The 21,562-nt window shown below is 67.7% G+C and carries 23 protein-coding genes, 1 other RNA gene and 1 riboswitch; of the genes, 2 read left to right on the top strand and 22 right to left on the bottom strand.

What is annotated here, in order from left to right:
* Positions 1–5 precede the first annotated feature (5 nt).
* From VFP86_20390 to VFP86_20365, 6 genes are all read right to left on the bottom strand, one after another.
* The gene (locus tag VFP86_20390; protein ID HET9002008.1) at positions 6–1,745 is read right to left on the bottom strand and encodes a penicillin-binding transpeptidase domain-containing protein; all 1,740 of its coding nucleotides are present in this window, start codon (positions 1,743–1,745) and stop codon (positions 6–8) included.
* A complete protein-coding gene (locus VFP86_20385; GenBank protein HET9002007.1) occupies positions 1,742–2,200 on the bottom strand; it encodes a hypothetical protein in 459 nt (152 codons plus the stop codon). The genes VFP86_20390 and VFP86_20385 overlap by 4 nt, the downstream gene beginning before the upstream one ends.
* Before the next feature lie 13 nt (positions 2,201–2,213).
* Positions 2,214–3,200 (bottom strand): 16S rRNA (cytosine(1402)-N(4))-methyltransferase RsmH, encoded by a 987-nt coding sequence (gene rsmH / locus VFP86_20380; protein ID HET9002006.1) that lies wholly within the window; start codon positions 3,198–3,200, stop codon positions 2,214–2,216.
* Between the two features lie 34 nt (positions 3,201–3,234).
* Positions 3,235–3,657, bottom strand: coding sequence for a division/cell wall cluster transcriptional repressor MraZ (gene mraZ, locus VFP86_20375; protein HET9002005.1), 423 nt, complete (start codon positions 3,655–3,657; stop codon positions 3,235–3,237).
* Between the two features lie 152 nt (positions 3,658–3,809).
* Positions 3,810–4,331, bottom strand: coding sequence for a DUF5317 domain-containing protein (locus VFP86_20370; GenBank protein HET9002004.1), 522 nt, complete (start codon positions 4,329–4,331; stop codon positions 3,810–3,812).
* A 26-nt stretch (positions 4,332–4,357) separates the two neighbouring features.
* Complete coding sequence (locus VFP86_20365; GenBank protein ID HET9002003.1) at positions 4,358–4,594, bottom strand: hypothetical protein; 237 nt, start codon at positions 4,592–4,594, stop codon at positions 4,358–4,360.
* 28 nt (positions 4,595–4,622) lie between these two features.
* Here VFP86_20365 and VFP86_20360 point away from each other — a divergent pair, with 28 nt between their 5' ends.
* Entirely contained in the window at positions 4,623–5,084 is a 462-nt protein-coding gene (locus VFP86_20360) for a RidA family protein (GenBank protein ID HET9002002.1), read from the top strand.
* Here the strand turns inward: VFP86_20360 and VFP86_20355 are convergent.
* The 15 genes from VFP86_20355 to VFP86_20285 form a co-directional block, all read right to left on the bottom strand.
* Positions 5,020–6,567: an FGGY family carbohydrate kinase gene (locus tag VFP86_20355; GenBank protein HET9002001.1), complete on the bottom strand. Its 1,548-nt coding sequence runs from the start codon at positions 6,565–6,567 to the stop codon at positions 5,020–5,022. The two genes, VFP86_20360 and VFP86_20355, sit on opposite strands and share 65 nt — an antisense overlap.
* Before the next feature lie 61 nt (positions 6,568–6,628).
* Entirely contained in the window at positions 6,629–7,615 is a 987-nt protein-coding gene (locus VFP86_20350; protein HET9002000.1) for a D-glycerate dehydrogenase, read from the bottom strand.
* Between the two features lie 10 nt (positions 7,616–7,625).
* The gene (locus VFP86_20345; protein ID HET9001999.1) at positions 7,626–8,537 is read right to left on the bottom strand and encodes a TIM barrel protein; all 912 of its coding nucleotides are present in this window, start codon (positions 8,535–8,537) and stop codon (positions 7,626–7,628) included.
* A 119-nt stretch (positions 8,538–8,656) separates the two neighbouring features.
* A complete protein-coding gene (iolO, locus tag VFP86_20340; protein HET9001998.1) occupies positions 8,657–9,472 on the bottom strand; it encodes a 5-keto-L-gluconate epimerase in 816 nt (271 codons plus the stop codon).
* A gap of 4 nt (positions 9,473–9,476) precedes the next feature.
* Entirely contained in the window at positions 9,477–10,406 is a 930-nt protein-coding gene (iolN, locus tag VFP86_20335; GenBank protein HET9001997.1) for a 3-dehydro-scyllo-inosose hydrolase, read from the bottom strand.
* Positions 10,407–10,453: 47 nt separating this feature from the next.
* Complete coding sequence (locus VFP86_20330) at positions 10,454–11,305, bottom strand: HAD family hydrolase (protein HET9001996.1); 852 nt, start codon at positions 11,303–11,305, stop codon at positions 10,454–10,456.
* Entirely contained in the window at positions 11,298–12,281 is a 984-nt protein-coding gene (locus tag VFP86_20325) for a Gfo/Idh/MocA family oxidoreductase (protein HET9001995.1), read from the bottom strand. The genes VFP86_20330 and VFP86_20325 overlap by 8 nt, the downstream gene beginning before the upstream one ends.
* Before the next feature lie 44 nt (positions 12,282–12,325).
* Positions 12,326–13,171: a carbohydrate ABC transporter permease gene (locus tag VFP86_20320; GenBank protein ID HET9001994.1), complete on the bottom strand. Its 846-nt coding sequence runs from the start codon at positions 13,169–13,171 to the stop codon at positions 12,326–12,328.
* Positions 13,171–13,992 (bottom strand): sugar ABC transporter permease, encoded by an 822-nt coding sequence (locus VFP86_20315; GenBank protein HET9001993.1) that lies wholly within the window; start codon positions 13,990–13,992, stop codon positions 13,171–13,173. The genes VFP86_20320 and VFP86_20315 overlap by 1 nt, the downstream gene beginning before the upstream one ends.
* 112 nt (positions 13,993–14,104) lie before the next feature.
* Positions 14,105–15,403: an extracellular solute-binding protein gene (locus VFP86_20310; protein HET9001992.1), complete on the bottom strand. Its 1,299-nt coding sequence runs from the start codon at positions 15,401–15,403 to the stop codon at positions 14,105–14,107.
* A gap of 27 nt (positions 15,404–15,430) precedes the next feature.
* On the bottom strand, positions 15,431–16,600 hold the full coding sequence (gene iolM / locus VFP86_20305) for a scyllo-inosose 3-dehydrogenase (protein ID HET9001991.1): 1,170 nt from the start codon (positions 16,598–16,600) through the stop codon (positions 15,431–15,433).
* Between the two features lie 115 nt (positions 16,601–16,715).
* Positions 16,716–17,066, bottom strand: an RNA gene (gene rnpB / locus VFP86_20300) — RNase P RNA component class A.
* Between the two features lie 34 nt (positions 17,067–17,100).
* Positions 17,101–17,511, bottom strand: a complete 411-nt coding sequence (locus tag VFP86_20295; protein HET9001990.1) for a ribonuclease HI family protein — start codon at positions 17,509–17,511, stop codon at positions 17,101–17,103.
* Positions 17,511–18,245 (bottom strand): C4-type zinc ribbon domain-containing protein, encoded by a 735-nt coding sequence (locus VFP86_20290; GenBank protein ID HET9001989.1) that lies wholly within the window; start codon positions 18,243–18,245, stop codon positions 17,511–17,513. Before VFP86_20290 ends, VFP86_20295 begins: the two co-directional genes overlap by 1 nt.
* Positions 18,242–19,429 carry a choice-of-anchor tandem repeat NxxGxxAF-containing protein gene (locus tag VFP86_20285; protein HET9001988.1) on the bottom strand — a complete coding sequence of 396 codons (1,188 nt, stop codon included), beginning with the start codon at positions 19,427–19,429 and terminating at the stop codon, positions 18,242–18,244. Before VFP86_20285 ends, VFP86_20290 begins: the two co-directional genes overlap by 4 nt.
* A gap of 25 nt (positions 19,430–19,454) precedes the next feature.
* On the opposite strand from VFP86_20285, the gene VFP86_20280 reads away from it, so the two are divergent.
* A complete protein-coding gene (locus VFP86_20280; GenBank protein ID HET9001987.1) occupies positions 19,455–20,402 on the top strand; it encodes an amidohydrolase family protein in 948 nt (315 codons plus the stop codon).
* 153 nt (positions 20,403–20,555) lie between these two features.
* Positions 20,556–20,634: riboswitch (cyclic di-GMP riboswitch) on the bottom strand.
* A 153-nt stretch (positions 20,635–20,787) separates the two neighbouring features.
* On the opposite strand, the gene VFP86_20275 is transcribed toward VFP86_20280, so the two are convergent.
* On the bottom strand, positions 20,788–21,562 hold a 775-nt coding region (locus VFP86_20275; protein HET9001986.1), incomplete at its 5' end, for an AMP-binding protein.

The raw sequence follows: 21,562 nt of genomic DNA, 5'->3' as shown, positions 1-21,562 counted from the left end.
CGACATCATTCCGCCGCCCCGGTTGGAGGCACGCGCAGATACCACAGCACCTGCCGGGCGATCTCGCGAAACGCGGGCGCCGCGATATCCCCACCAAAATATACCCCCCGCGGACGATCGACAAGCACAAGGATCGCCAGCCGGGGGGCCGAGGCGGGCACCACCCCGACGAACGACGACACATACGCCCCGGGCTCGTATCCTCCCGAGGCCCCCGGCCGCTGCGCCGTCCCCGTCTTCCCCGCGACCACGTACCCGTCCAGACGAGCCTTGACGCCGGTCCCCCCTTCGACGACCTGCCGCATCATCGCGAGGACCTGGTCGGCGACCTCGGGCTCGATGATCTGGCGCGGGGGAAGGTTCCCGGGGGTCGCGATGGCGTGCCCCGCAGCGTCCCGAATCGCTTCGACCACATGCGGGTGCACGGCCATCCCGCGGGTGGCCAACGCGGACGCGGCGACCAGCAGCTGGATCGGGGTGACCGAGATGCCCTGGCCGAACCCGATGTTCTGGAGCGACGGCCCGTACCACTGGCTGACCGGGCGGATGATCCCGGCCGCCTCGCCGGGCAGATCGATCCCGCTCGGCCGGCCAAAGCCGAACTGCTCGATGTACGCGGAGAGCCTATCCTTCCCCAGGCGGGTGGCGACCTGCGCCGCCCCGACGTTACTCGAATACTTGACGATCTCGGTGAGCGACAGGATGGTGTGCTTGGGGTCGGGTGGCTCGGCGTCGTGAATCGTCGCCCCGTTGATCCGAATCTTCCCTGGATCGGCAAAGGTCTCTGTGAGCCTGACCGCGTGGCTGCTGAGCGCGGCGGCAACCAGGATCAGCTTGAACGTCGATCCCGGCTCGTACACATCGGCCACCGCCCGATTTTTCCACCGGGCGGGCGGCACGGCCTGATACCGATTGGGATCGAACGTGGGGGCGGTGACGAGGGCGAGAATCGCGCCGGTCTGCGGATCCATGACGATGGCCACACCGCCCTGGGCCCCGGCGCCGGCGATCGCCCGCGTGAGCTCACGTTCGGCGACATGCTGCACCACCTGATCGATCGTGAGCACCAACGTGTTGCCGTCGTGGGGAGGCGACACGATGCGCTCGGTCTGCACCAGTTCCCGGCCGATCGCATCGCGATTGGCGGTGCCGATCCCCGCGACGCCGCGGAGGCTTCCATCGTACTGCAACTCCAGGCCGGCGAGGCCGGCGTCATCCACCCCGGTAAACCCAATCACGCTGGCGGCCAGCGTCCCCGCCGGATAGGCGCGCCGCGTGTCGGGCCAGATCCCGATGGCGTCCCCCAACTCCAGGGCGCGAACCGCGTCGATCGCTTCGGGCGGTTGCCGGCGCGCGAGCCACGCAAAGTATGGCCCGCCGCGGCGCAGGCGGGCCGTCACGCCTCTCGGTGTGAGATGGAGAGGGATGGCCACTTCCCGCGCGAACGCCTCGGGATCAGGAATGGCGCGGGGGACCGCGTAGATCGAGTCGGCCTCGACGTTCACCGCGAGCCGGGATCCGGTCCGATCGAGGATGAATCCGCGCCGGCCGGGCAGCCGGATCGATTCAAGCTGCTGGCGGATCGCCAGCCGCGCCAGCCCGGGTCCGTGCAAGATTTGAAGATCGAAGAGCCGGCCGCCGAGAAGGACAAACGCGGCGATCCAGGCGGCAAAGACCGCCGTGATTCGCAAACGGCAGGTGGCGGTCGCCGGTCGCTCGGCGGACGCGTGCGGCCGTCCGGTCATTGCGGCGGCTCTGCGGCCGCCGCCTCACTCCGGTGGAAGTACTCGTCGATCCGTTCCCACCACCCGGGGAGGGAGGGAGACACGTGACGCGATGCGATCGGTGGAAGCGGAAGGGACGCGATCTGGCCTGCCCGCGGCGCCTGGAGCCCCAGACGCGCGGTCGCGAGACGCTCGATGCGGTCTGGGGCCCGGAGGGAGGAGGCGATGGCCTGGAGGCGCTCATGCTCGGATTCAAGCGCGGCGATATCATGGGTCAGCTGCAGGATTCGATAGCCGATGTGTGCTGCGTTGGACGTTTCCGCGATGTATGCGAGAAATGGGAGCACGGTGAATGCTGCGACGGTGAGGACCACGAGTACTGGGGAACGCCTCCGCCGACGCCGGGTCGCCTCCTTCCCTCGTGAGCCCCAATGCTCCGGGATCAGCACCGGGGACGAAGAGTCGCGTTGCTGCACAGCCGGCATCATATTAGATCGCGGGGCGCCCGGCCGTCTGCCCGAGGGCCGGCTCACTCAATCGCTCCGCGGCACGCAACCGGGCGCTCCGCGCGCGGGGATTCCGGTGCATCTCTGCGGGCGTCGGCGTGACCGGCTTCTTCGTGATGATGCGCACGGTCCGCTGGCGGCCGCAGGTACAGATGGGTGCGTCCGGAGGGCAGCTGCATCCCCGCGCCGCGAGGCTCAGCGCCTGCTTCACGATGCGGTCTTCCAGCGAATGAAACGCGATCACGCAGATGCGTCCCCCCGGCCGGAGCCGGTCGATGGCCTGGGGGAGCCCGGCGGCGAGCGCATCGGTCTCTGCGTTGGTGGCGATGCGGAGCGCTTGGAACGTCCGGGTGGCGGGATGCAGACGCCCGCGGCCGCCCCCCACCGCCGCCTCGACCGCGCGCACCAGGTCGCGTGTGGTCTCGAGGGGTCTGCGGCTGACGATCTGACGCGCGATCCGCCGCGACGCGCGTTCCTCCCCGTACCGGAAGATGAGGTTGGCCAGCTCCCGCTCGCTCAAGGTGTTGACCAACTCCGCCGCTGTGTTCGGCTGCCGAAGGTCCATGCGCATATCGAGCGGGCCCTGCCGGTCGAAGCTAAACCCGCGCTCCGGCTCGAAGAGTTGCCGGCTCGAGACGCCCAGGTCGAACAGGACGCCGTCGACGTACCCAACCCCGGCCTCGTCGAGGGCCGATGCCAGCATCGCAAAGTTGGCCTGACGGACGATGACGTTCTGCCCGAACGGACGCAATCGGTCCTCGGATCGGAGCACGGCATCGCCGTCTCGGTCCAACCCGATCAGGCGCCCCGCCGGGGCGATGCGGTTCAGAATCGCCTCTGCGTGTCCCCCCTCCCCGAGGGTGGCGTCGACGATCACCGCGCCCGGCCGCGGCGCGAGGTAGGCCAGCACCTCGTCCAACAGCACGGGGACGTGTGAGGGGATCTCACGAGATTCCTTTGCCGGACTCATCCACAGAACCGCCACGATGCTCTACCCTCGGATCCTACAGGATCAACTCCTCGAGGTGCTTCGCCAGTGCTTCCGGCGCCTTCACGACCTTCCGGAGCGTGGTCCGCCACAGAGGCGTGCTCCAGATCTCGAGCCGATTGCCCATGCCGATGATCGTCACCCCCCGCGAGATCTTGGCATATTCTCGTAGATGTGGGGGCAAATAGACCCGGCCCTGCCGGTCCAGATCACAATCCTCGGCGGCCGAGAGGAGCAGCCTCACAAAATTCCGGTTCTTGAGGGGCTGCGTGCGAAGCTTCTCTTCGAGCGCCTGCCACTCGAGGGGCGAGAACGCTGCGAGGCATGGGTCGATCCAACGGGTCGCGATCACGCGCTCTCCCATCTCCGCGCGAAACTTGGGCGGGATCACCACCCGCCCCTTCTCGTCCAGAGCGTATTCCGCTTCGCCCCTGAGCATCCGGCCCCGCGCCCATGTTGATCCCCACTACTCCCTACTGATCTCCACGTTTCTCCACTTTTTTCCCATCTCCTGCAGGCGCGGCCGCATCCTCACAAATAATTTGGGCCTCCGCGGCGGAGGCCCATCGGGCATCGATCGTACGTTCGCGTCTATCCGCCGCCGCAGGCGGGCCGCCACGCGCACATCTCGCGCTGCACGAACCCGGCCAGCCCGATCGCCATGACCACGTCGCCTGGGCTGAGCACGACGCCGACCCCCCACGCCCCCACGGCCACCACGTCGCCGAGTTGAGAGAGGCGGGTTCCCGGGCCGACGATGAAGTGACGGGCGTCGAGATCGGCGCTGCCGGCCTGCGGATCGATAGTGTGCGTCACCCGGGCGAGCGCGCCGTCCGACACGGGCATCCGTCCCATGTTGAGCGTGAGCACCAGGGCGTTGAGGCCGAGGCCGACGAGGATCACGAGGGCCCACGGGTGCGAGCGGTTCTGCCAGAGCACCGCGAGCGCGGCGAGATACCCGAGACCCTGGAGGATGCGCCCGACGGCCGGCGCCTGCCACGGCACGCGCGCGAGCAGCACCATCGCCAGCGCAGCGCCGAGGAGCGGCATGCCCCGCAGCGACGCGCGGCCGAGCGCTTCGAGGCGGCCTCCCCGCGCCCACCCGACAACCACCCCGGCGAGCGCGGCGAGGGCGAGTGTCAGAACAGGACCTCCCGCGCGCCGCTGCGGTGGCGCACGATGATGACGTCGGCGCTCTCCTGAAGACGGCGGAGCGCGTCGGTCATCGCGTCGATCCGGACGGATTGAAACGCGAACTCGCGCGCGGCGGCGCGCTCGTCCTCAAACGCGGTCTTGCAGGCAGTGCAGTAGTGTCCCCGCGAAGGCAGAAAAGATCCCTTGACCTGGCTCCACCGGACCGTGACGTGGCTAATCACGCTGCGCTTCCCGCAGTGAGGGCACCGCATGATCGCCCAAATTATAGCACATGGGGAAGAGGACCCCGGGGAAGACGCAGAGAAGCGGTCGGGCGTGGCCGGGATCCAGCGCATTCGCCTCGAAGGCGTGCTTCCTCCGCCGGTCAGCCACTACTGCGATGCGGTGCGGGCCGGGGATTCCCTGTGTATCTCCGGGATCGTGGCGATGGACAAGGATGGGCGGGTCGTTGGGAAGGGGGACGCGGCGCGGCAGGCGGAGCAGATCTTCGAGCACATTGGCCGCGTGCTGGCGCACGTCGGAGCCGACTTCTCAAAGATTACGAGCGTCCTGATTCACCTCACCAGCATGGACGACCGCGCCCGCATCAACCCGGTGCGCATCCGGGTCTTCGGCGAGCACCGGCCGGCCAGCACGCTCGTGCAGATCACCTCGCTGATTCATCCGGATCTCCTCGTCGAGGTGACGTGTACGGCCTACCTCGGGCCGTAGGCAGCTCCGCGAACACGGGGCGAAGGGCCTCGTACAATTGATTGTACTTCGAGTAGAGGGTGCGGTAGGTGGCGGCGGCATCCGGACGCGGCAGGAAGCTCGAGGCCGGAGGGTTCGCGCGCCTGGGAGCACCCGCGAGGTCGGCGACCTGACCCGTCGCCGCTGCGGCAAGCAGCATTGCGCCGAGCGATGCCGCATCCGTCTGCTGCGGCGCCACCACTTCGCGCTCGGAGACATCGGCGAAGATCTGGTTCCACAGACCGCTGCGCGCGCCGCCGCCGACGGCGAGGAGTCCTCGGATTCGTACCCCCATCCCTTCGAGCAGGTCGAGGCAGGCTCGAAGCTCGAACGCGACGCCTTCCATGATGCTGCGGATCATCGCGCCGGCGCCGTGCATCTCGTTCAGGCCGAACCACACCCCGCGCGCGTCCGGGTTCCAGCGAGTGGCGCGGGCGCCCATCATGAACGGGAGGAAGAGCAGACCGTCCGCGCCCGGGGCAATGTCTTGAGCCAGTGTGTCGAGAGAGCGGTCGTCGTGATGTCCGCCGAGCACCCGGTCTCGAAACCATCGGAGGATCGCTCCTGACCCGGACATCCCCTGTTCGAGCACGTGCATCCCCTCGATGGCGTGCGCCGAGTACATCACTCGAGGGTCGATCGCATCACACGCCCCGCGGACCGGTGCGGAGACGTTGGTCGTCGTCCCGGTCGATACCATGATCCATCCATCGCCTGCGCCCGACCCCAGCACTTCGCACGGGCGATCCCCGGCACCCAACGCCACGGGCACGCCCGGGGGCACGCCCAACGCGCGCGCGACTTCCCCGGTGATGTGGTGCGGCGCCGCGGCGGAGGCATAGATAGGTGGGAATGCGGCCGGCGCGACCCCCACGAATGCGCATCCCTCCTCCCACCACTCCCGCCGGGTGATGTCCAGCAGCATCGTCCTGGACGCCAGGGTGTAATCGGTCGCGGGCGCGCCGGTCAGACGAAAGTAGAGGTAGTCGCGGGGCTGCAGGTACAGCGCGGCGGCCCGAAAGACGTCGGGATCGTGCGTCCGCAGCCAGAGGAGCTTGCCGGCGGTAAACTCGGTGTCGGGCACGAGGCCGGTCACCCGATGGAGCCGCTCACGGCCAAACGTCCGGACCAGCATCTCCGTCTGCTCGACGGAGCGCCGGTCCATCCAGATGATGCAGCGACCGAGCGGCCGGCCCCGGGCGTCGATCGGGACGACGCCTCCACGGTGACTAGAGAGGCCGATCGCGATGACGGTCCGGCGACCCTCTATCGGAAGCCCGTGGATTCCGGCCAGGGCGGCGTCCCACCACGCCCCGGGATCCTGCTCGGCCCATCCCGGCGCGGGATGGAACGTCTCGTACTCGACGCTCCTCTGGGCGGCCACGCTTCCTGCAACCGTAAACAGGGATGCCTTGCAGGCCGAGGTCCCGAGGTCGAGGGTCAGGATATGGGGCGAGGTGGCCATGGTCCGATCGGCGGCTACCGCCGCTGGGCGGCGGACCCGCGGGGGCCGGGCCGGTCGGCGGTCAGCGGTGCTCCTTGGCCTCGGGGTTCACGACGTTGGGAGGGATCTTCCCCGTCGTTCCGGCCAGGCAGTTTTCGGCCGCCATCGTCGCCATCTTGGTCCGCGTGACGATGCTCCCGCTCCCGAGGTGGGGTGGCACGACGACGTTATCGAGCCGCAGCAGCGGCTCGTCCATGGGCACGGGTTCGACCTCGAACACGTCCAGCCCCGCGGCCCAGATCTTGCGGTCCACGAGCGCCCGGTACAGCGCGCGTTGGTCGACGATCGGGCCGCGCGCGATGTTCACCAAGATCGCGGACGGCTTCATCAAGCCCAGTTCCCGTTCCCCGATCAGGTGGCGGGTGTCCGAGGTCAGGGCCACGCTGATCATCACGAAGTCGGACTGCCGCAGCAGATCGTCCAACGACACGTACCGGGCGCCCAGTTCAGCCTCGAGGGCCTCGGCCCGGTTTCGGTTGTGGTAGAGGATCGGCATCGCGAACCCCTTCGCCCTTCGGGCGATCGCGGCCCCGATCCGTCCCAGGCCGATGATCCCCAGCGTCGCGCCCCAGACGTCCTGCCCGGTAAACCCCATGAGCTCCCAGGTCTTCCAGCGGCCGGAGCGGGTGAACTTGTCTCCCTCCACGACGCGGCGGGCTGTGGCCATCAGGATCGCCCAGCCCATGTCCGCCGTGGTCTCGGTGAGGACGCCGGGCGTATTGGTCACATAGATCCCGCGGCGGGTGGCCGCGGCCACATCGATATTGTCGTAGCCCACGGCGACCTGAGCGATCACCCGGCAGCGGTGCGCGCGCTCGATCGCCTCCGCGTCCATCTTCTCGGTGATGAGGCAGATGATCCCGTCGACGTCGACGATCTCCCGAAGGAGGGTCTCCCTACGCACCGCCTCGTTTTCACGGTCCCACATATGGTACTCGACCTGCCCCTCCAAGATCCGCATGGCCGCGGCGGGCAGGGGTCGTGTGATATAGATGCGTGGCTTGCTCATGCCGGCCTCCTTACACTTGCGCCCAAGCCTCTTGGAACACGCGTTTCGTCCCGGCGATCACCGCCTCGGGAGTTTCGTTGGGGAGTGGCTTGACCTCGAAGCTCAGGAACGGCCGCTCCGCCCCGCCGAGGAACCCGACGTCGAACAGGCACCGTACGAACTCGATCACCTCGGGCGTATCGTTCTCGCCTCCATCGATGCCGAACCGCGGGTGCTGATCGCCGTACGCGGGGTGGGCGCGGTCCCGCATGACGCAGTTGCCGATGTGCGCATGCACGAGCTGGTCGCGCCCGATCGTCAGGCACTCCCGAATCCCCTCGCCCACCAGCGGGATGTGGCTGAGGTCCAGCATCAGCCCGAACTCCGGGAAGTCCCGGCGGACGGCTTCCGAGATCTCGACGCAGAGCCGCGTGGGTCCCGCCAGCGCCTTCTTCTCAATCGTTCGATCAAAGGTCTCCAGTGTGATCCCGATTCCTCGGCCGCGGCCGTAGACGCAGAGGTCGAGCAGAGACTCGACCAGGCGTCCCTTCGCCCGCTCCTCGTCCGCCGCGCCGGGATACGGACCGCTCAGCACAGCCACCCGCTTCGCCCCGAGTTCAGCCGCCTGATCGATGCACCGCTGGACGAGGACCACGGCCTTCTTGCGCTCCGGCTCTTCGAGCGCGTTGAGGTTGGACTTGGTGACGAGCAGGGCCGACTGCGCGCCGAACCCTACGCTGAGATGGCTCTCGCGCAGGAGCGCCGCCGCCGCAGCCCGCTCCTTCGCGTCGTTGACCCAGCCCAATTCGATCGCGGTGAAGAACTCGTCCCCCGCGATCTGCCTGAGGGTCTCCACGATCGGTCCCTCACCCCGTAACGTCTGGGGGAACGCCATGAAGTGCACGATCCCCAAGCGGAGATACCGGTGCCAGGACTCATGCAATGGAGCACCTCCCGAGCGGGGCTCTCCTCTTCCGTTCAACTTCTCGGGTCCCGGCACCCTTCCCTGCGAGAATGCGTGCGGCAGGCCGCGAATGTCGCGCCCGACGACCCGGCGCGCAGCTACTCCGGATCGAGGAGCGGACGCAGGACGCGGATCGTGTGCGCGGCCGCGATTTCGAAACTCGGGTCTTGGAGGATCTCCGCGGATACGGCGCCGCGGTAGTCGAGCGCGCGCAGGTGCGCGATGATCGCCCCAAACGAGAGGTGGCCCGCACCCGGTGCCCGGCGGTTCGAGTCCGCCACGTGGACGTGCCACAGACGAGGACGGGCCCGCTCGAGCGCGGTTACGATGTCCCGCTCCTCGATGTTCATGTGGAACGTATCGGGCAGCACCCCGACCCCATCCGCGCCCAGCCGGCCGATCAGGGTCATGACCTCGTCCACGGTGTTGAGCCAGTTGCTCTCGTACCGGTTGATCGGCTCGATCACGATTCGGACGCCGTGCGCCGCCGCCCGCCGGCTCAGGCGGGCAAGGCCCGCCAGCAGCCACTCCGTGGCGCGCTCGCGGTCGGTGTCGGGGGGAATCGGGCCGTGGATCAGGCCGAGGATCAGGAACGCCCCGAGGCGACCGGCCAACGGCACCTGCGCTTCGAGCCGGGCCACCGCCAGTTCCCTCGTGGCGGGGTCGGGAGCGGTGAGGGCCAGGCCTTCCTCGAGGTAGGCCTGACCGGTGCCGATCGCGGGGACCACGATGCCCTCCTCGCGCACGACGTCCGCGATCTCGTCAATATTCACCATGGCAGGATCCCGAATCGCGAGCTCGACCCCCTGGTATCCGAGCCGGGCCAGGTGCCGGATCGACGCAGCGACGTCTTGGCCCTGCGCGACCGCCGCAAAACGGGTCGGGGACGCAGAAATCGCGTACGCGAGCTTCATCGCCTCATGGAGGGTACCCGAGGCTGTAAATGCTCTTGCCGCCCCTTCTCGGTCCTTTGAGCACCGCTTCGAGTTCCTTGGGATCGCGCTCGGTCGTCATCTCGATCGGTGGGAGCTTGCCGGGCGGGAATGCCTTGTGCACGTCGCCGACCAAGCGCTCCAAATAGTCGAGGAGAGGGACGACCCCGCCCAGCGCCTTCTCCGCCCGGGCGATGCTGCTCCGCCCCACGACACCTTCGATATAGGCCTTGACCTCGATCGGTCCTGCCCCCACCTGACTGTACCAGTTGATCGGGCGGTTCAAGAGATTGCCGGCCTTGTCGACGTGATCGCCCGGCAGGAATCCGACGATTTTGTTGTCTGGGGCGTACTTCATATCGAGGAGCTCCGGGAAGAGCGCGAGCGACCAGGACGTCTCCACCTCATCGGCGTGGATGAACGGCGTCTCGTACGTCCCGCCCTCCCGCCGGAGTTTGAAGTGATCGCGGATCGGATGGTACCAGTTGACGAGGAGCAGCAGGCTCGGCACTCGGTAGCGCTTGGCGAACTGATGCATCGCGGTGGGGATCACGTATTCTTGGCCGTGGCCGTTCAGCAGGATCTGCTTGCGAAACCCCATGTTCCAAAAGCCGGCGATCATCGCGCGGACGTATCCGGTGAACACTTCCTCCGGGATGATCACGGTGCCGGGCATCCCCAAGTGGTGATAGGGATGCGACCCATACCAGACCGGCTGCGCGACGGTGCAGCCGGTGCGGCGGGCCACCTCCTCCGCCATCCGGCACACCAGGAACACGTCTTCGCCGAGCGGCGCGTGGGCCCCGTGGGCCTCGGTCGCCCCCAGCGGCACCAGGAGGACGTCGTGCACCTTGAGCCGCTCCTCGACCTCGTGCCCGGTCATGTTCTGGAGATAGATGCCGGTCCGCTTGTCCATGTGCCCGCCTTTGGGCGGGATCGTCCACTTCGCCGCTTTCGCCACGCTCACGCCTCCTTCGGCCTCTGGGTCGACTCTCGTCCCTCCCCACCGAGAAACAGCCGTTCAATCAGCACGCGCACCCCCTCCTGCTCGGGCCCCGGACACGTTTCTCGGGCCGCGGCGAGCAGCGCCGGCGGACTCCCTTCGACGGCCACCCCTAACCCCGCGGTCTGAAGCATGGAGAGATCGTTCATCGCATCTCCGACGGCCACGATCTCCGGGAGCGGGATGTTCACGACTCTGGCCAGCTCCACGAGCGCCACGCCCTTGTTGATCCCGGGAGGGAGAATCTCGAGATAGTCGTTCTGCGAAAACACTTGGTTGATCGCCCCCCCCGGGAGGTCCGTGAGCGCCCGGCTGAGGCGATCCAGGTCCGGCCGGTCGCCCACGATGAGGAACTTCGCCGGCGCCTCCGTCATGAGCCGGTCGAAGTTAGGCGTGATCTCCACCGTGAGGGCGTCGCGGCGCGCGTAGAGATCGACAAACGGTGTCCGCCGCTCCGCGAAGACCTTGTTGAAGATGTACATCAGCGGGGAGGTCTCGGGGAACCGGCGGAGCACCGGTAGGACGCGCCGGGCGTCTTCGAGCGGGAGCGGCCGCGCCCACAACAGCCGTGCCGCCTGGAAGTCGTAGAGCAGGCCGCCGTTGTAGACGATGGTGGGCGCGTCCGCGCCCACGGCGTCGACGAACCGGTGGGCGGATCGCGGCTGGCGGCCCGTGGCCAGGCACACGCGCACTCCTCGGGCCTGGGCCGCCTTGATCGCGGCGACGACGCCGGGCCGGACGACCTTGTCCTCGGGAACGAGCGTGCCGTCGATGTCGGCGATGAGGAGGCGGTACCGGGGAGGCTCAGCCAAGGGGCAGGCGCACCTCCGCTCCGGTCCGGGCGCTCCGGTAGCAGGCCTCCACGAGCTCGGTCGCGCGCAGCCCGTCTTCCGATGTCACCGCCGGCGTATGCCCTTCCAGGATGGCGTCGAGGAACCGCTGATCCTCGAGCCGGTAGCCCCACTTCTCTTCCATCGGGAGCGGAGCGTAGTTCCGGGTCACGATCTCGCGCCCGAGCCCCGGACTCAGGCTCACCCGCTCCATCTCCTCGGTGACCACCGCTTGGTGCGGGCCGAAGAGCTCGATCCGCTCAAACGGAAAGATCCAGGTCGCGTGGGCGCACGAGTGGAAGGTCACGAGCACCCCCGAGGCGCAGCGGAGCACGATGGCGAAGCCGTCCGGCTCCTGGTAGGCGGTGGTCCGGGCCTGACAGACGACCGAGACCACCTCCCCGAGGAGAAACCGGCACATGTCGAGGAGATGGATCGTCGACTCGTACAGGAACCCGCCGGTGAGTGACGTGGTGCCGACCCACGGCGGGTTCTGCAGCTCTCCCCTGTTCATCTTCACATGCGCCATCGCCGGGTGGAACTCGCCGGTGGCGATGAGATCGCGCACGTAGGCGTAGGCAGGGGCCCACCGCCGGTTGAAGCCGAGTTGATACTTCGCCGTGCTCCGAGCCGCCGCCGCGGCGATCTGCCGCGCGCCGTCGAGCGTCGTCGCCATCGGCTTCTCGCCGAACACATGGACACCTGCCGCGAGCGCGGCGACGGCCGGCTCCACGTGGTGGGCGTTCGGAGTCGTGACATAGACGGCCTGCGCCCCTTCGTGCAGCAGCGCGGCGAGGTCCGGCAGCGGGCGGGTGCCGACTTCGCCGGCGAGGCGCTGCGCCGCCTCGGGCCGGACATCCGCGAGGCCGACCAGCCGCACCCGTTCGTCGCGCTTGAGATTCCTGGCGTGCACGCCGCCGATGTACCCCGCCCCCAGAATCCCCACCTTGATCGTCATACGAGGTCTCCCATCCTCGATCCCGTCGGCGTCCGATCGTTCCGCTAACTTTTTTCCCGTACCGCGCCAAAGGTCAGCGCCGAGACAACGTATCGCCGGGCCAGGAGCAACAGCCCGACCGGGACCGCGGCGGCGATGACCCCCACGGCCGCCATCTGGTTCCAGATGATCTCGAACTCGGTCACAAAGCTCCAGACCGCAATCGAGAACGTCTGCGCGCGCGGGGTCGCCGTCAGAATGAGCGCATAGAGAAACTCGCTCCAGGCCAGCGCAAACGTGATCACGGAGGCCGCGAGGAGCCCTGGGGAGAGCATCGGGAGCAGGATCTGAAAGAAGGCCCGCCACCGGCTCGCCCCGTCGGCCAGCGCCGCCTCCTCGACCTCAGGTGGAATCTCGGACAGAAACCCCTTCATCATCCATACGGCGAACGGCAGCGAGAACGCGGCGTAGATGAAGATGAGCGCGAGCAGACGGTCGTAGAGGCCCACGACCCTCACCGTGGCAAAGATCGGGATCACCACGACCATCGAGGGGAGGAAACGAAGGCTCAACAACCATGAGAGCAGGCCGCGCCGAACCGCCGGAGGGACCGCGAGACGGGTCAGCGGATAGGCGATGAGCAGCGCCAGGACGAGTGTCAGCAGGACCGTGGCAAGGCATACCACGACGCTGTTGCGGAGGAGCACCCAATCCCCCGCGGTGATCAACGCCGTCCCGTACGCCTCCAGGCTGGGGTGCACCGGCCACAGCGTCGGCGGCTGCGTGTAGAGTTCCGGAGCCGGTTTCAGCGAGGTGGAGAGCATCCACACGAACGGGAAGAGGTACACGATTGCCAGTCCTCCCAGCGCGATCGGCACGACCGCGCGCCACGGCGAGCGGGAGCGCGGCATCAGGCGGCCTCCTCCGACAGGTACCGCCCGAACAGCGCGAAGAGCCCCGACACCACGAGCACGACATAGAGGGCCAGGGCCGACGCGTAGTTCAAGTTGCCGAACTTGAACGCGATCTTGTAGAGGTACAGGCTCAGGAACTCCGTGGCCGCTCCTGGTCCGCCCATCGTCAGCACCTGGACGGGGTCGAAGACCCGCAGGGCATCGGTGACGCGGAAGACCACGACCAGCAGCAGCAGCGGTCTGAGGTAGGGCAGGTCGATGTGCCGGAACTGGGCCCACCCCCCCGCCCCGTCCACGCCGGCCGCCTCGACGACATCCATGGGCACGGCCTGGAGTCCCGCGAACAGCACCAAGAACACAAACGGCATCGACTGCCAGACGTCCACGCTGATCACCGAAAACATCGCCATCGCGGGGCTGGACATCCAGAGAATGGGCGCGCCGTGATATCCGAGGTGTTGGAGCAGCACGTTCAAGATGCCGTACTCCGGGATGTACATGAGCCGGAAGCTCACGCCCGCGGCGACCGGCGGTGTCACCATCGGGATGATGAACAGCAGGTACGTGAGGGTTCGGCCGAGGGTGCTGCGGACCGTCCGCTGAACGGCGACCGCCAGGACCAGCCCGAGGACGATCTCGGTTCCGACCGCGATCGTGATATAGATCAGCGTCGCCCTGAGCGACGCCAAGAGCAGCCCATCGTGGAACGCCAAGGTGAAGTTATGCAGGCCCGCGAACCCGCCGACCCGGTAGTACTGCAGGCTCAGCGCGATGGCGTACGCCATCGGATACACGACGACCGTGAGCAGGAAGAGCACCGGCCCTCCGACCAACAGGTAGGGGACCAGGCGCCGCCGTCGCGCGCCCGCGGTGATTCTCGCGGGACGAGGCGCCGTCCTCGCGAGCGGCGCCTCGCCCCCGAGTGCAGATCTACTTAATGTAGCCCGCCTCCTTCATGTGCTGGGTGATCTCGGTCTGCGCTCGGTCCACCGCCTGCTCGGGAGACTCCGTCCCCACCAGCGCCTCGTTGACGTGGGTCCCGAGAATCGACTCGACGGCCGACCACTCGGTCGTGCGCGGGCGCCAGAACGGCGGGGCGGCGAGCGAGTCGGCCATCGCCGAGAAGAACGGGTACCGCGCGTTCAACGCGGGATCGGTGAGCACCGACTTGCGGAACGGGATGCCGCCCGCTTTGGCGTAGGGACCCTGAATCTCCCGGCTCGTCGCCCACGTGATGAACTGGTATGCCCACGCCTTCTCCTTGGCCGCCTTGGGGATCGCCAGCAGCCAGTTGCCCATCATGGGCGTGTGACGGCCGAGTGGACCGGCCGGCATGACCGCGTAACCGATCTTGCCGATCACTTTGCTCACCTGCGGGTTTTCCACGATGTCGGACGCCTCGGCCGGCCACACGTTCCCCTGGGCGGCGTGGCCCGTGGCCATGATGCGCGACCGGTCCGCCGCGTCGGCGGTATCCGGTCCGGGCTGCGAGACGGCCTTCATCTGTCCGATGAAGAACTTGAGCGCGTTCACGGCTGCGTCAGACTTGAACACGACGTTCCAGTTGTTGTCGAAGACCTGCCCGCCGAACGCGGTGAGGATGGGGAACCACTCCGAGATGATCGGGTTGCCCTTGGCCCCTCGCATCGTGAACCCGTAGAATTGCTTCCCCGGGTTTCCGAGGTGCGTCCCGTTGGCCAGCACTTCGTCCCATGTTTGGGGGGCCTTCGGGATCAGATCGCGCCGGTACATAAAGAGTTCGACGTTTCCAACGAGCGTGATCGCTTCGAGGTGCCGGGGCTTCGAGGCCTCTCCCGGCGGGATCGGTCCTCGAGGGGGCGGCCACGAGCCCAGCTCGTAGACCACGGGGAAGATGTCCGGATCGCGCTTGAGATTGAAGGGGGCCTGGTCCAAGGGGGTCAGCCACCCCTCCGCGCCAAACTTTGGCATCCAGGGGTCGTCGAGCATCACGACGTCGAACGTGGCCGCGTTGGCCTGAAACGCGGTGACCATCTTTTCGTAAAGGCTCGGGTACGGGTAGACGATGAGGTTCAGGTGCACGCCCGTGGCCTTGTCCCACATCGGCGCGATCGCTTGAAGGCCACGGATCTCACCACCGGAGACCACTCCGACGTTCAGGTGCGTGGGCTTCGAGGCGGTTCCCCCCACCTCGGAGGTAGCGAGGAGCAGGATCAGGACCAACACGAGCGGCACGGCTCGTCGAAGCATCGCTCTCCCTCCCTCGTCTTGACGCGCTTAGGTCTTCACGAGCACCTTCCCATCCTGTCGCAGGCTTGCCTTTTCGATCGCCGCGACGGCGGCGTCGAGCGGGAACCGGCTCGTGATGATCGGCCGCAGGTCGATCCGGCCGGACGCCATCAGGCGGATCACGTTCTGGAACGTCCCGTATCCCGAGTGGCCCTGCGCCCCATAGAGTTGGGCGGCATGGGTTTGAAAATGCTCGAGGTACATCGGCGCCCGCTCAGCGGCGCGACCGATGATCACCACCTTCCCGCCGATCGCGAGCGACGCTTCCATTTCAGGGATCGTCCGGGTCGGCGCCCCCGCGGCCTCCACCGCCATGTCGGCGCCGGCCCCGCTGCTTGCCCGGAGCATCGCCTCGTGGGGACTGCTGCCGGCCGAGGCCAGGTCGATGGGGCTGTGCACCTCATCCGCCCCCACCTGCCGCGCGAGCGCCTGCCGCACGGGACTGACTTCGAAGGCGATCACGCGGCTCGCGCCGGCCGCTCTGGCGAGCGCGATTGCCGCGAACCCAATCGGTCCCGTCCCGTAGACGGCCACCACGCCGCCGGGGGCCAGGCCTCCGGCGCGAACGAACATCCCGTTATAGGCCACGCTCGTCGGCTCGCAGAGGGCCCCGGCCTCGAAGGCCGCCTCGGCGCTTCCGTACACCTCCGCCAGCCGCGTAATCGGCCAACAGTACTTCGCGCCGACCACCAACTGCTCGGCCATCGCCCCGTCGATCGTAAATCCGATCTCCTCCAAATTTTGGCACTGATTCGGCCAGCCGTTCCGGCACGGGATGCACTCCCCGCACCAGATCATCTCCTCGACAGTGACCAGATCGCCGGGCCGGAGATCCCGGACCTCCTTGCCCGCCTCGACAACCTCACCGCTGAACTCATGGCCGATCACGACCGGGAACTTCGTCAGTCCCGGATAGAGAATATATCCTTCCTTGTCGGTTTCGTAGAAATGGACGTCGGATCCGCACACGCCGCACGCCTTGGGGCGGATCCGAACGTCCTTGGCGCCGAGCGCGGGCTCCTTGACCTCGGCCAGCTGCACGTGGGGATGGCGCCACACACTCGCCCCGGTCACGGCTTTGCCCGAGCGACGCTCGAACTCCGAAACGGCATACTCGGAGCGGGGCGCCCACTCCGCCGTGAACTGCACGCCCTTCATCGACGCACCACCTCTCGGCTAGCGGGCCAGGCTCAGCGCCCGCGCGCCCTCCGGCTACTATTCGGCGGGATCCGGTGAGTTCCCACGGCGTTCTGAAAGGACTCGCAGTTCGAGTAACGGGAGCAGGCCTATAAGCCGGGTTCAGTCGAGTGCGGCCATCTCTCTCGGATGCCGGTTACCCGGCACCTCTAGCAGTCTACCCGGGGATCGGCGGGCCGCCTCATTTCCCCCTATGTGACCTTGCTCCGGGTGGGGTGTACCGAGCCGGCCGGTCACCCGGCCGCTGGTGTGCTCTTACCACACCGTTGCACCCTTACCCCCACGCACCCCCCTGCGGGGGCCGGGAGGCGGTTTCTCTCTGTGGCACTGTCCTCGGGGTCACCCCCACTGGGCGTTACCCAGCACCCTGCCCTGCGGAGCCCGGACTTTCCTCGAGCGGAGCGCTCGCGGCCGCCCGGCCTGCTCCCGATCATTCATGGTAGCACGGCGACCCCCGGGCTTCAATGCGCGGCCTCGTCGAGCGCGCGGTTGGCGAGGGCGTCGGCTCCCTGATTCTGGTCTCGCGGGACGTGGACGACGGCGACCTGGTCGAACCGCCGCATGCGGGAGAGCGCCTGACGGTGCAGCGGAGCGAGGTGGGGGCTCCGCACCTTGTACTGTCCCGACAGTTGTCTGACCACCAACTCGCTGTCGCTGCAGATCCGAACGGTGCGCGCACCGAGCGCGGCCGCCTCCTCCAGCCCCCGCAGGAGGGCGCGATATTCTGCGATGTTGTTCGTCGTCTGACCAATCGCCTCGCCGATCTCGCGGATCGGCACCCCGTCCTTGAGGACGACGACCCCGATCGCCGCCCGTCCCGGGTTCCCTCGCGATGCGCCGTCGAAGCAGACCACGAGGTCCTCCTGAGCCATCAGGCCGCTCCCAGATAGAGAATCCGGCGGCACCGCTCGCAGATCACGAGCTGGCCGTCGCGCACGCGCGTGACGAATCCCGTCGGAAGCTGGTTGTGGCATCCGCCGCACAGCCCGTTCTGGATGGGGACGATGCCCACACCGCCCTCCTGTGCGGCAATCCCCTCGTACCGTTTGAGCAGCCGGGGCTCGACGCGCGCTGCGGAGGCGGCGCGCTCAGCGGTCAGCGTGTCGATCTCGGCGTCCAAGCGGGCGCGCGCGGCCTCGTACTCGGCCAGATGGGTCGCGAGCCGCTCTTCGATGGCCCGCCGTGCCGCGTCCGCAGCGGACGCGTCCTCCTTCAGGGACTCCACTCGATCGAACAGCGCGAGGATCTGGTCCTCGAGATGGTCGCGTGTCCTGGCCAGCATCACCAGTTCTTCCTGCATGCTCGAGAGTTCCTTGGGGTTCGAGATGCGCCCGCCGTACAAATCGCCTTCGATCTTCCGCTGCTTGGCCTCCGTGCTCGCGAGCTGCAGTTCGTGATCCTTGATCGTGGCCTGACACTCATGTAACCGGGCGGCCGATTCGGCGGCGGCCCGCCGCGCTTCCTCGACCCCCGCGCGAAGCGCGCTGCCGTCGTCGAGCGCGGCGCGGCTGGCGCGCGCCGCGGCCAGCCGAGAATCCACCTGCTGGAGGGCCCACAGATGCTCGAGGGCCTGTCTCCCCTCCCCATCGATCTCTGCGGCGGTCATTTGGGCGCGGCCAGGTAAATCCCGTGGCGCCCGTCGTCGGTCTCCGCGACAAAGGCGATCCGTCCCAGACCATTGATCGCCGGGGTCCCGAACGCGGTGAACCGCCGGCCCGATGGGGTCATGTCCCCCGCCCGCACGACCACCCGCACCCCGGTGCGGGTAGCCAGGTAAATGGCACGGGGAATCGGATCAGGAGTCCCGAGCTCGAACACGACATCCTCACGGTCGTTCATCGCGCTCGCGGCGATCGAGGTCAGGGTCTCGCCGGCGACGGCCTGACCCTGACGGGTGAGCGGCACCAACACGGCGCGACCGGTGACGTAGAGCGCCTCGCGCACCGCGCTCTGCGCCGTGCGGCCGACAAACCCGATCGTCCCGGCGTTGGTCAGCATCAGCGAGCCGAACTCGGTGAACGGTCCGCCGACCGGCGCGTCTTCGTCGGTGGTCACGACAGGGACGGGCACCCCCCGGAGCAGGATGAACACGCCGAAGGTGTTCCGCGGGGCCATGGCCGCGACGAACGCGATCTCGCCGCGGTCGTTTTGCGCGGGGCTCCCGTCCAGAAAGAATTGGAACGTTCCTCCGGTCGGCGCGGGCTGCCCTGACAGCACGGCCGGCGTGATCCCCCCCTCGCTGCTGGTAAAGATGCCTTCGCGCTTCCCCTGGCCCATGCGGCCGACGAACGCCACGACATCTTGAGCGTTGATCGTCGGGTTGGCGAAGTCGATAAACTCCTCTCCCGAGGGAGCGGACTGGCCGGTCGCGACCACGGGGGAGATGGGACCGCCACGCGTGAGGTACAGCCCGAGGCGCGCCACCCGATCGGTGGTCCGCCCCAAAAACACCACGGTGTCGCGATCGCTCAGGATCACGTCGTTGAACACTGAGAACCGGCCGCCCGTCGGGGCCGGCCGGCCTCCAACCGCGAGCGTGCGTATGCGTCCCTCCGCGCGGAGGTACACGGCGACGTGCGCGTCCTGCGCGCTTGTCAGGGCGGCGAACGCCAGATGGCCGCGCTCGTTGAGCGCAGGGTCGGAAAACTCTGTAAACGTCCCCCCATCCGGAGCGGGCTGCCCCGTCAGGAGCACGGCCTGCACGGCATACGGCGGCACCCGGGCGGGTTCGGGTGCCGCAACCGCTCCGAACAGCAGCGGAATCATGAGGAATAGGGCCATCCGGGTCATCGTTCTCTATCCTAACTGAGGGACGGTGGCCGTACAACACGCCGCGGCTGAGCGGGTCCCCAAGGAGTTTCCATTGACGTCTACCGTCGACAGCCATCTACATCTGGTCACTGCGGGAATGTTCCGGCGGCTACGCGCCCGACCCTGGGGATTGCGACCGCAAGCGATGGCCGCGCTTACGGCCGCGGCAGGGCGTTGGGCCGAACGGATGGAGCGACTGGAAGGGGTCTCATTGCAACAGCACGCCGCGAAGTGGGCCGCGGCGTTCGATCGCGCGCGCGTCGACACGGGGTTCTTCATAGCCGTGGGAGAGGGGAATGAAGAACTCGCCGAGTTCGTCAGTCTCAACCCGGTACGGTTTCAGGCATGGGGGAGCGTTATGGATCCGACGGCATCCGACGCCGCCGCGACCGTCCGGCGGTTTCGCGAGTGGGGCCTCCGCGGCCTGAAACTGTATCCGCCAACCCAGCGATTCAGCGCGAGCGACCGAGCCGTCTATCCAGTGTATGAAGCGGCGGCGGAACAGGGGCTCCCCGTCCTCTTCCACTTCGGGATCACGGTGGCACCGATCTACGATCTCCGGTATGCCGACCCCCTCCACCTTTCGGCCGCGGCGCGGGATTTCCCCGAGATCACCTTCGCCATCGCGCACTGCGGGGCGGGGTTTCTGCGTGAGACGCTCTTCCTGGCGTACCACACGGAGAATGTCTGGGTGGACACCTCCGGGACCAACAACTGGCGCGAGTACACGCCCGGAGCCCCAAGCCTAGAAATGGTCTTCCGCGACCTGCTGCGCACGTACGGGCCCGGCCGGATCATGTTCGGCACCGACTCCACACTCCCCGGGGACTATCGAGAGGCGATCCTGGCGGAACAGCGCGATCTCTTCGAGCGGCTCACCGCGACCGAGGATGATCACAGCGCCATCTTCGGCGGAAACGCCCGCCGTCTATTTGGACTGCCGGAGAAATAGACAAGGCCGGGGAGGGGTTCCCGGCCTCGTCGCCTTGGGGGGGGAGGTGCACTAGCTCTTCAGTTAGCGGTCCTCCACGACCGAGTGCCTCAGGAGAGATCCAGGGGCAGGCATCTTGCCAAAAAACAAACACCCCACCATGTGGCCCCCCACTTCGGCAACCCGGCTGACCTCACTGTGAGGTCCCGTGGCTTTGCGTCCCTGGGTCGCCCCAGGTTTGCCTTTATCGGTAGGAGACCCGGATGCGGTGTTTTTCGAGTCCGGCGGCTCCTACGTTCGTGGTCCCAATCATAGACGCGAAGTGGAGCGCTGTCAATGCCAGTTCCCTGGAGGATTGACGGCAATTTCCAGGAAGTCTCGGCTGGCGATCCTCGGAACGGGCGGCCTACTGCCGGCCGATCGCGGCTCGGCCGCCGCGGAGCACGTACTTCTGGATCTTCCCCGTAGCCGTCCGCGGCAGGTCGTCCACGAAGTGAAACGATTTGGGCACCTTGAAGTGCGCGAGATGATCCCGCGCGAACTCGCGGAGGTCGGCCTCCGTCGCAGACACACCCGCCTTCAGCACGACAAACGCGTGGGGCGCCTCGCCCCACTGCTCGTCGGGCAGCCCAACGACCGCCACCTCTTGAACCGCGGGACAGCGCAGCAGCGTGCCCTCCACCTCCACCGAGGAGATGTTTTCGCCCCCGCTGATGATGACGTCCTTGATCCGGTCGCGGACCTCGACGTAGCAGTCGGGATGGACGACGGCCGCATCGCCGGTATGGAACCAGCCGCCGGCGAAGGCCGTCGCCGTCGCCTCGGGGTCATTGTAGTACCCTTTCATGACCGCATTCCCGCGCACGACGATCTCCCCCATGGTCAGGCCGTCATGCGGGACCTCACGCCCTTCCGGGTCGACGACCCGAAGCTCGCCAGACGGGATCAACTCAACGCCCTGCCGGGCCTTGACGGCCACGCGGTCGTCAGCGGAGAGGCCGGCGTGCTCCGGCCGGGGCTCGCAGATGGTGATGAACGGCGACGTCTCCGTCAGGCCGTACACGTGGATGATCTCCCACCCAAAGTCGCCCTCGATCCGACCGATCGTCGCCGCAGCCGGCGGCGCGCCCGCGGTGACGACGCGGATCCCCGGCCGAACGGCTCGCCGGAGCCCGGCGGGG

This window comes from bacterium, from assembly GCA_035703895.1.
Lineage (GTDB): Bacteria > Sysuimicrobiota > Sysuimicrobiia > Sysuimicrobiales > Segetimicrobiaceae > Segetimicrobium.
The sequence above is the reverse complement of the archived record's forward strand: the minus strand, read 5'-3'. Positions and strand labels throughout refer to the sequence as shown.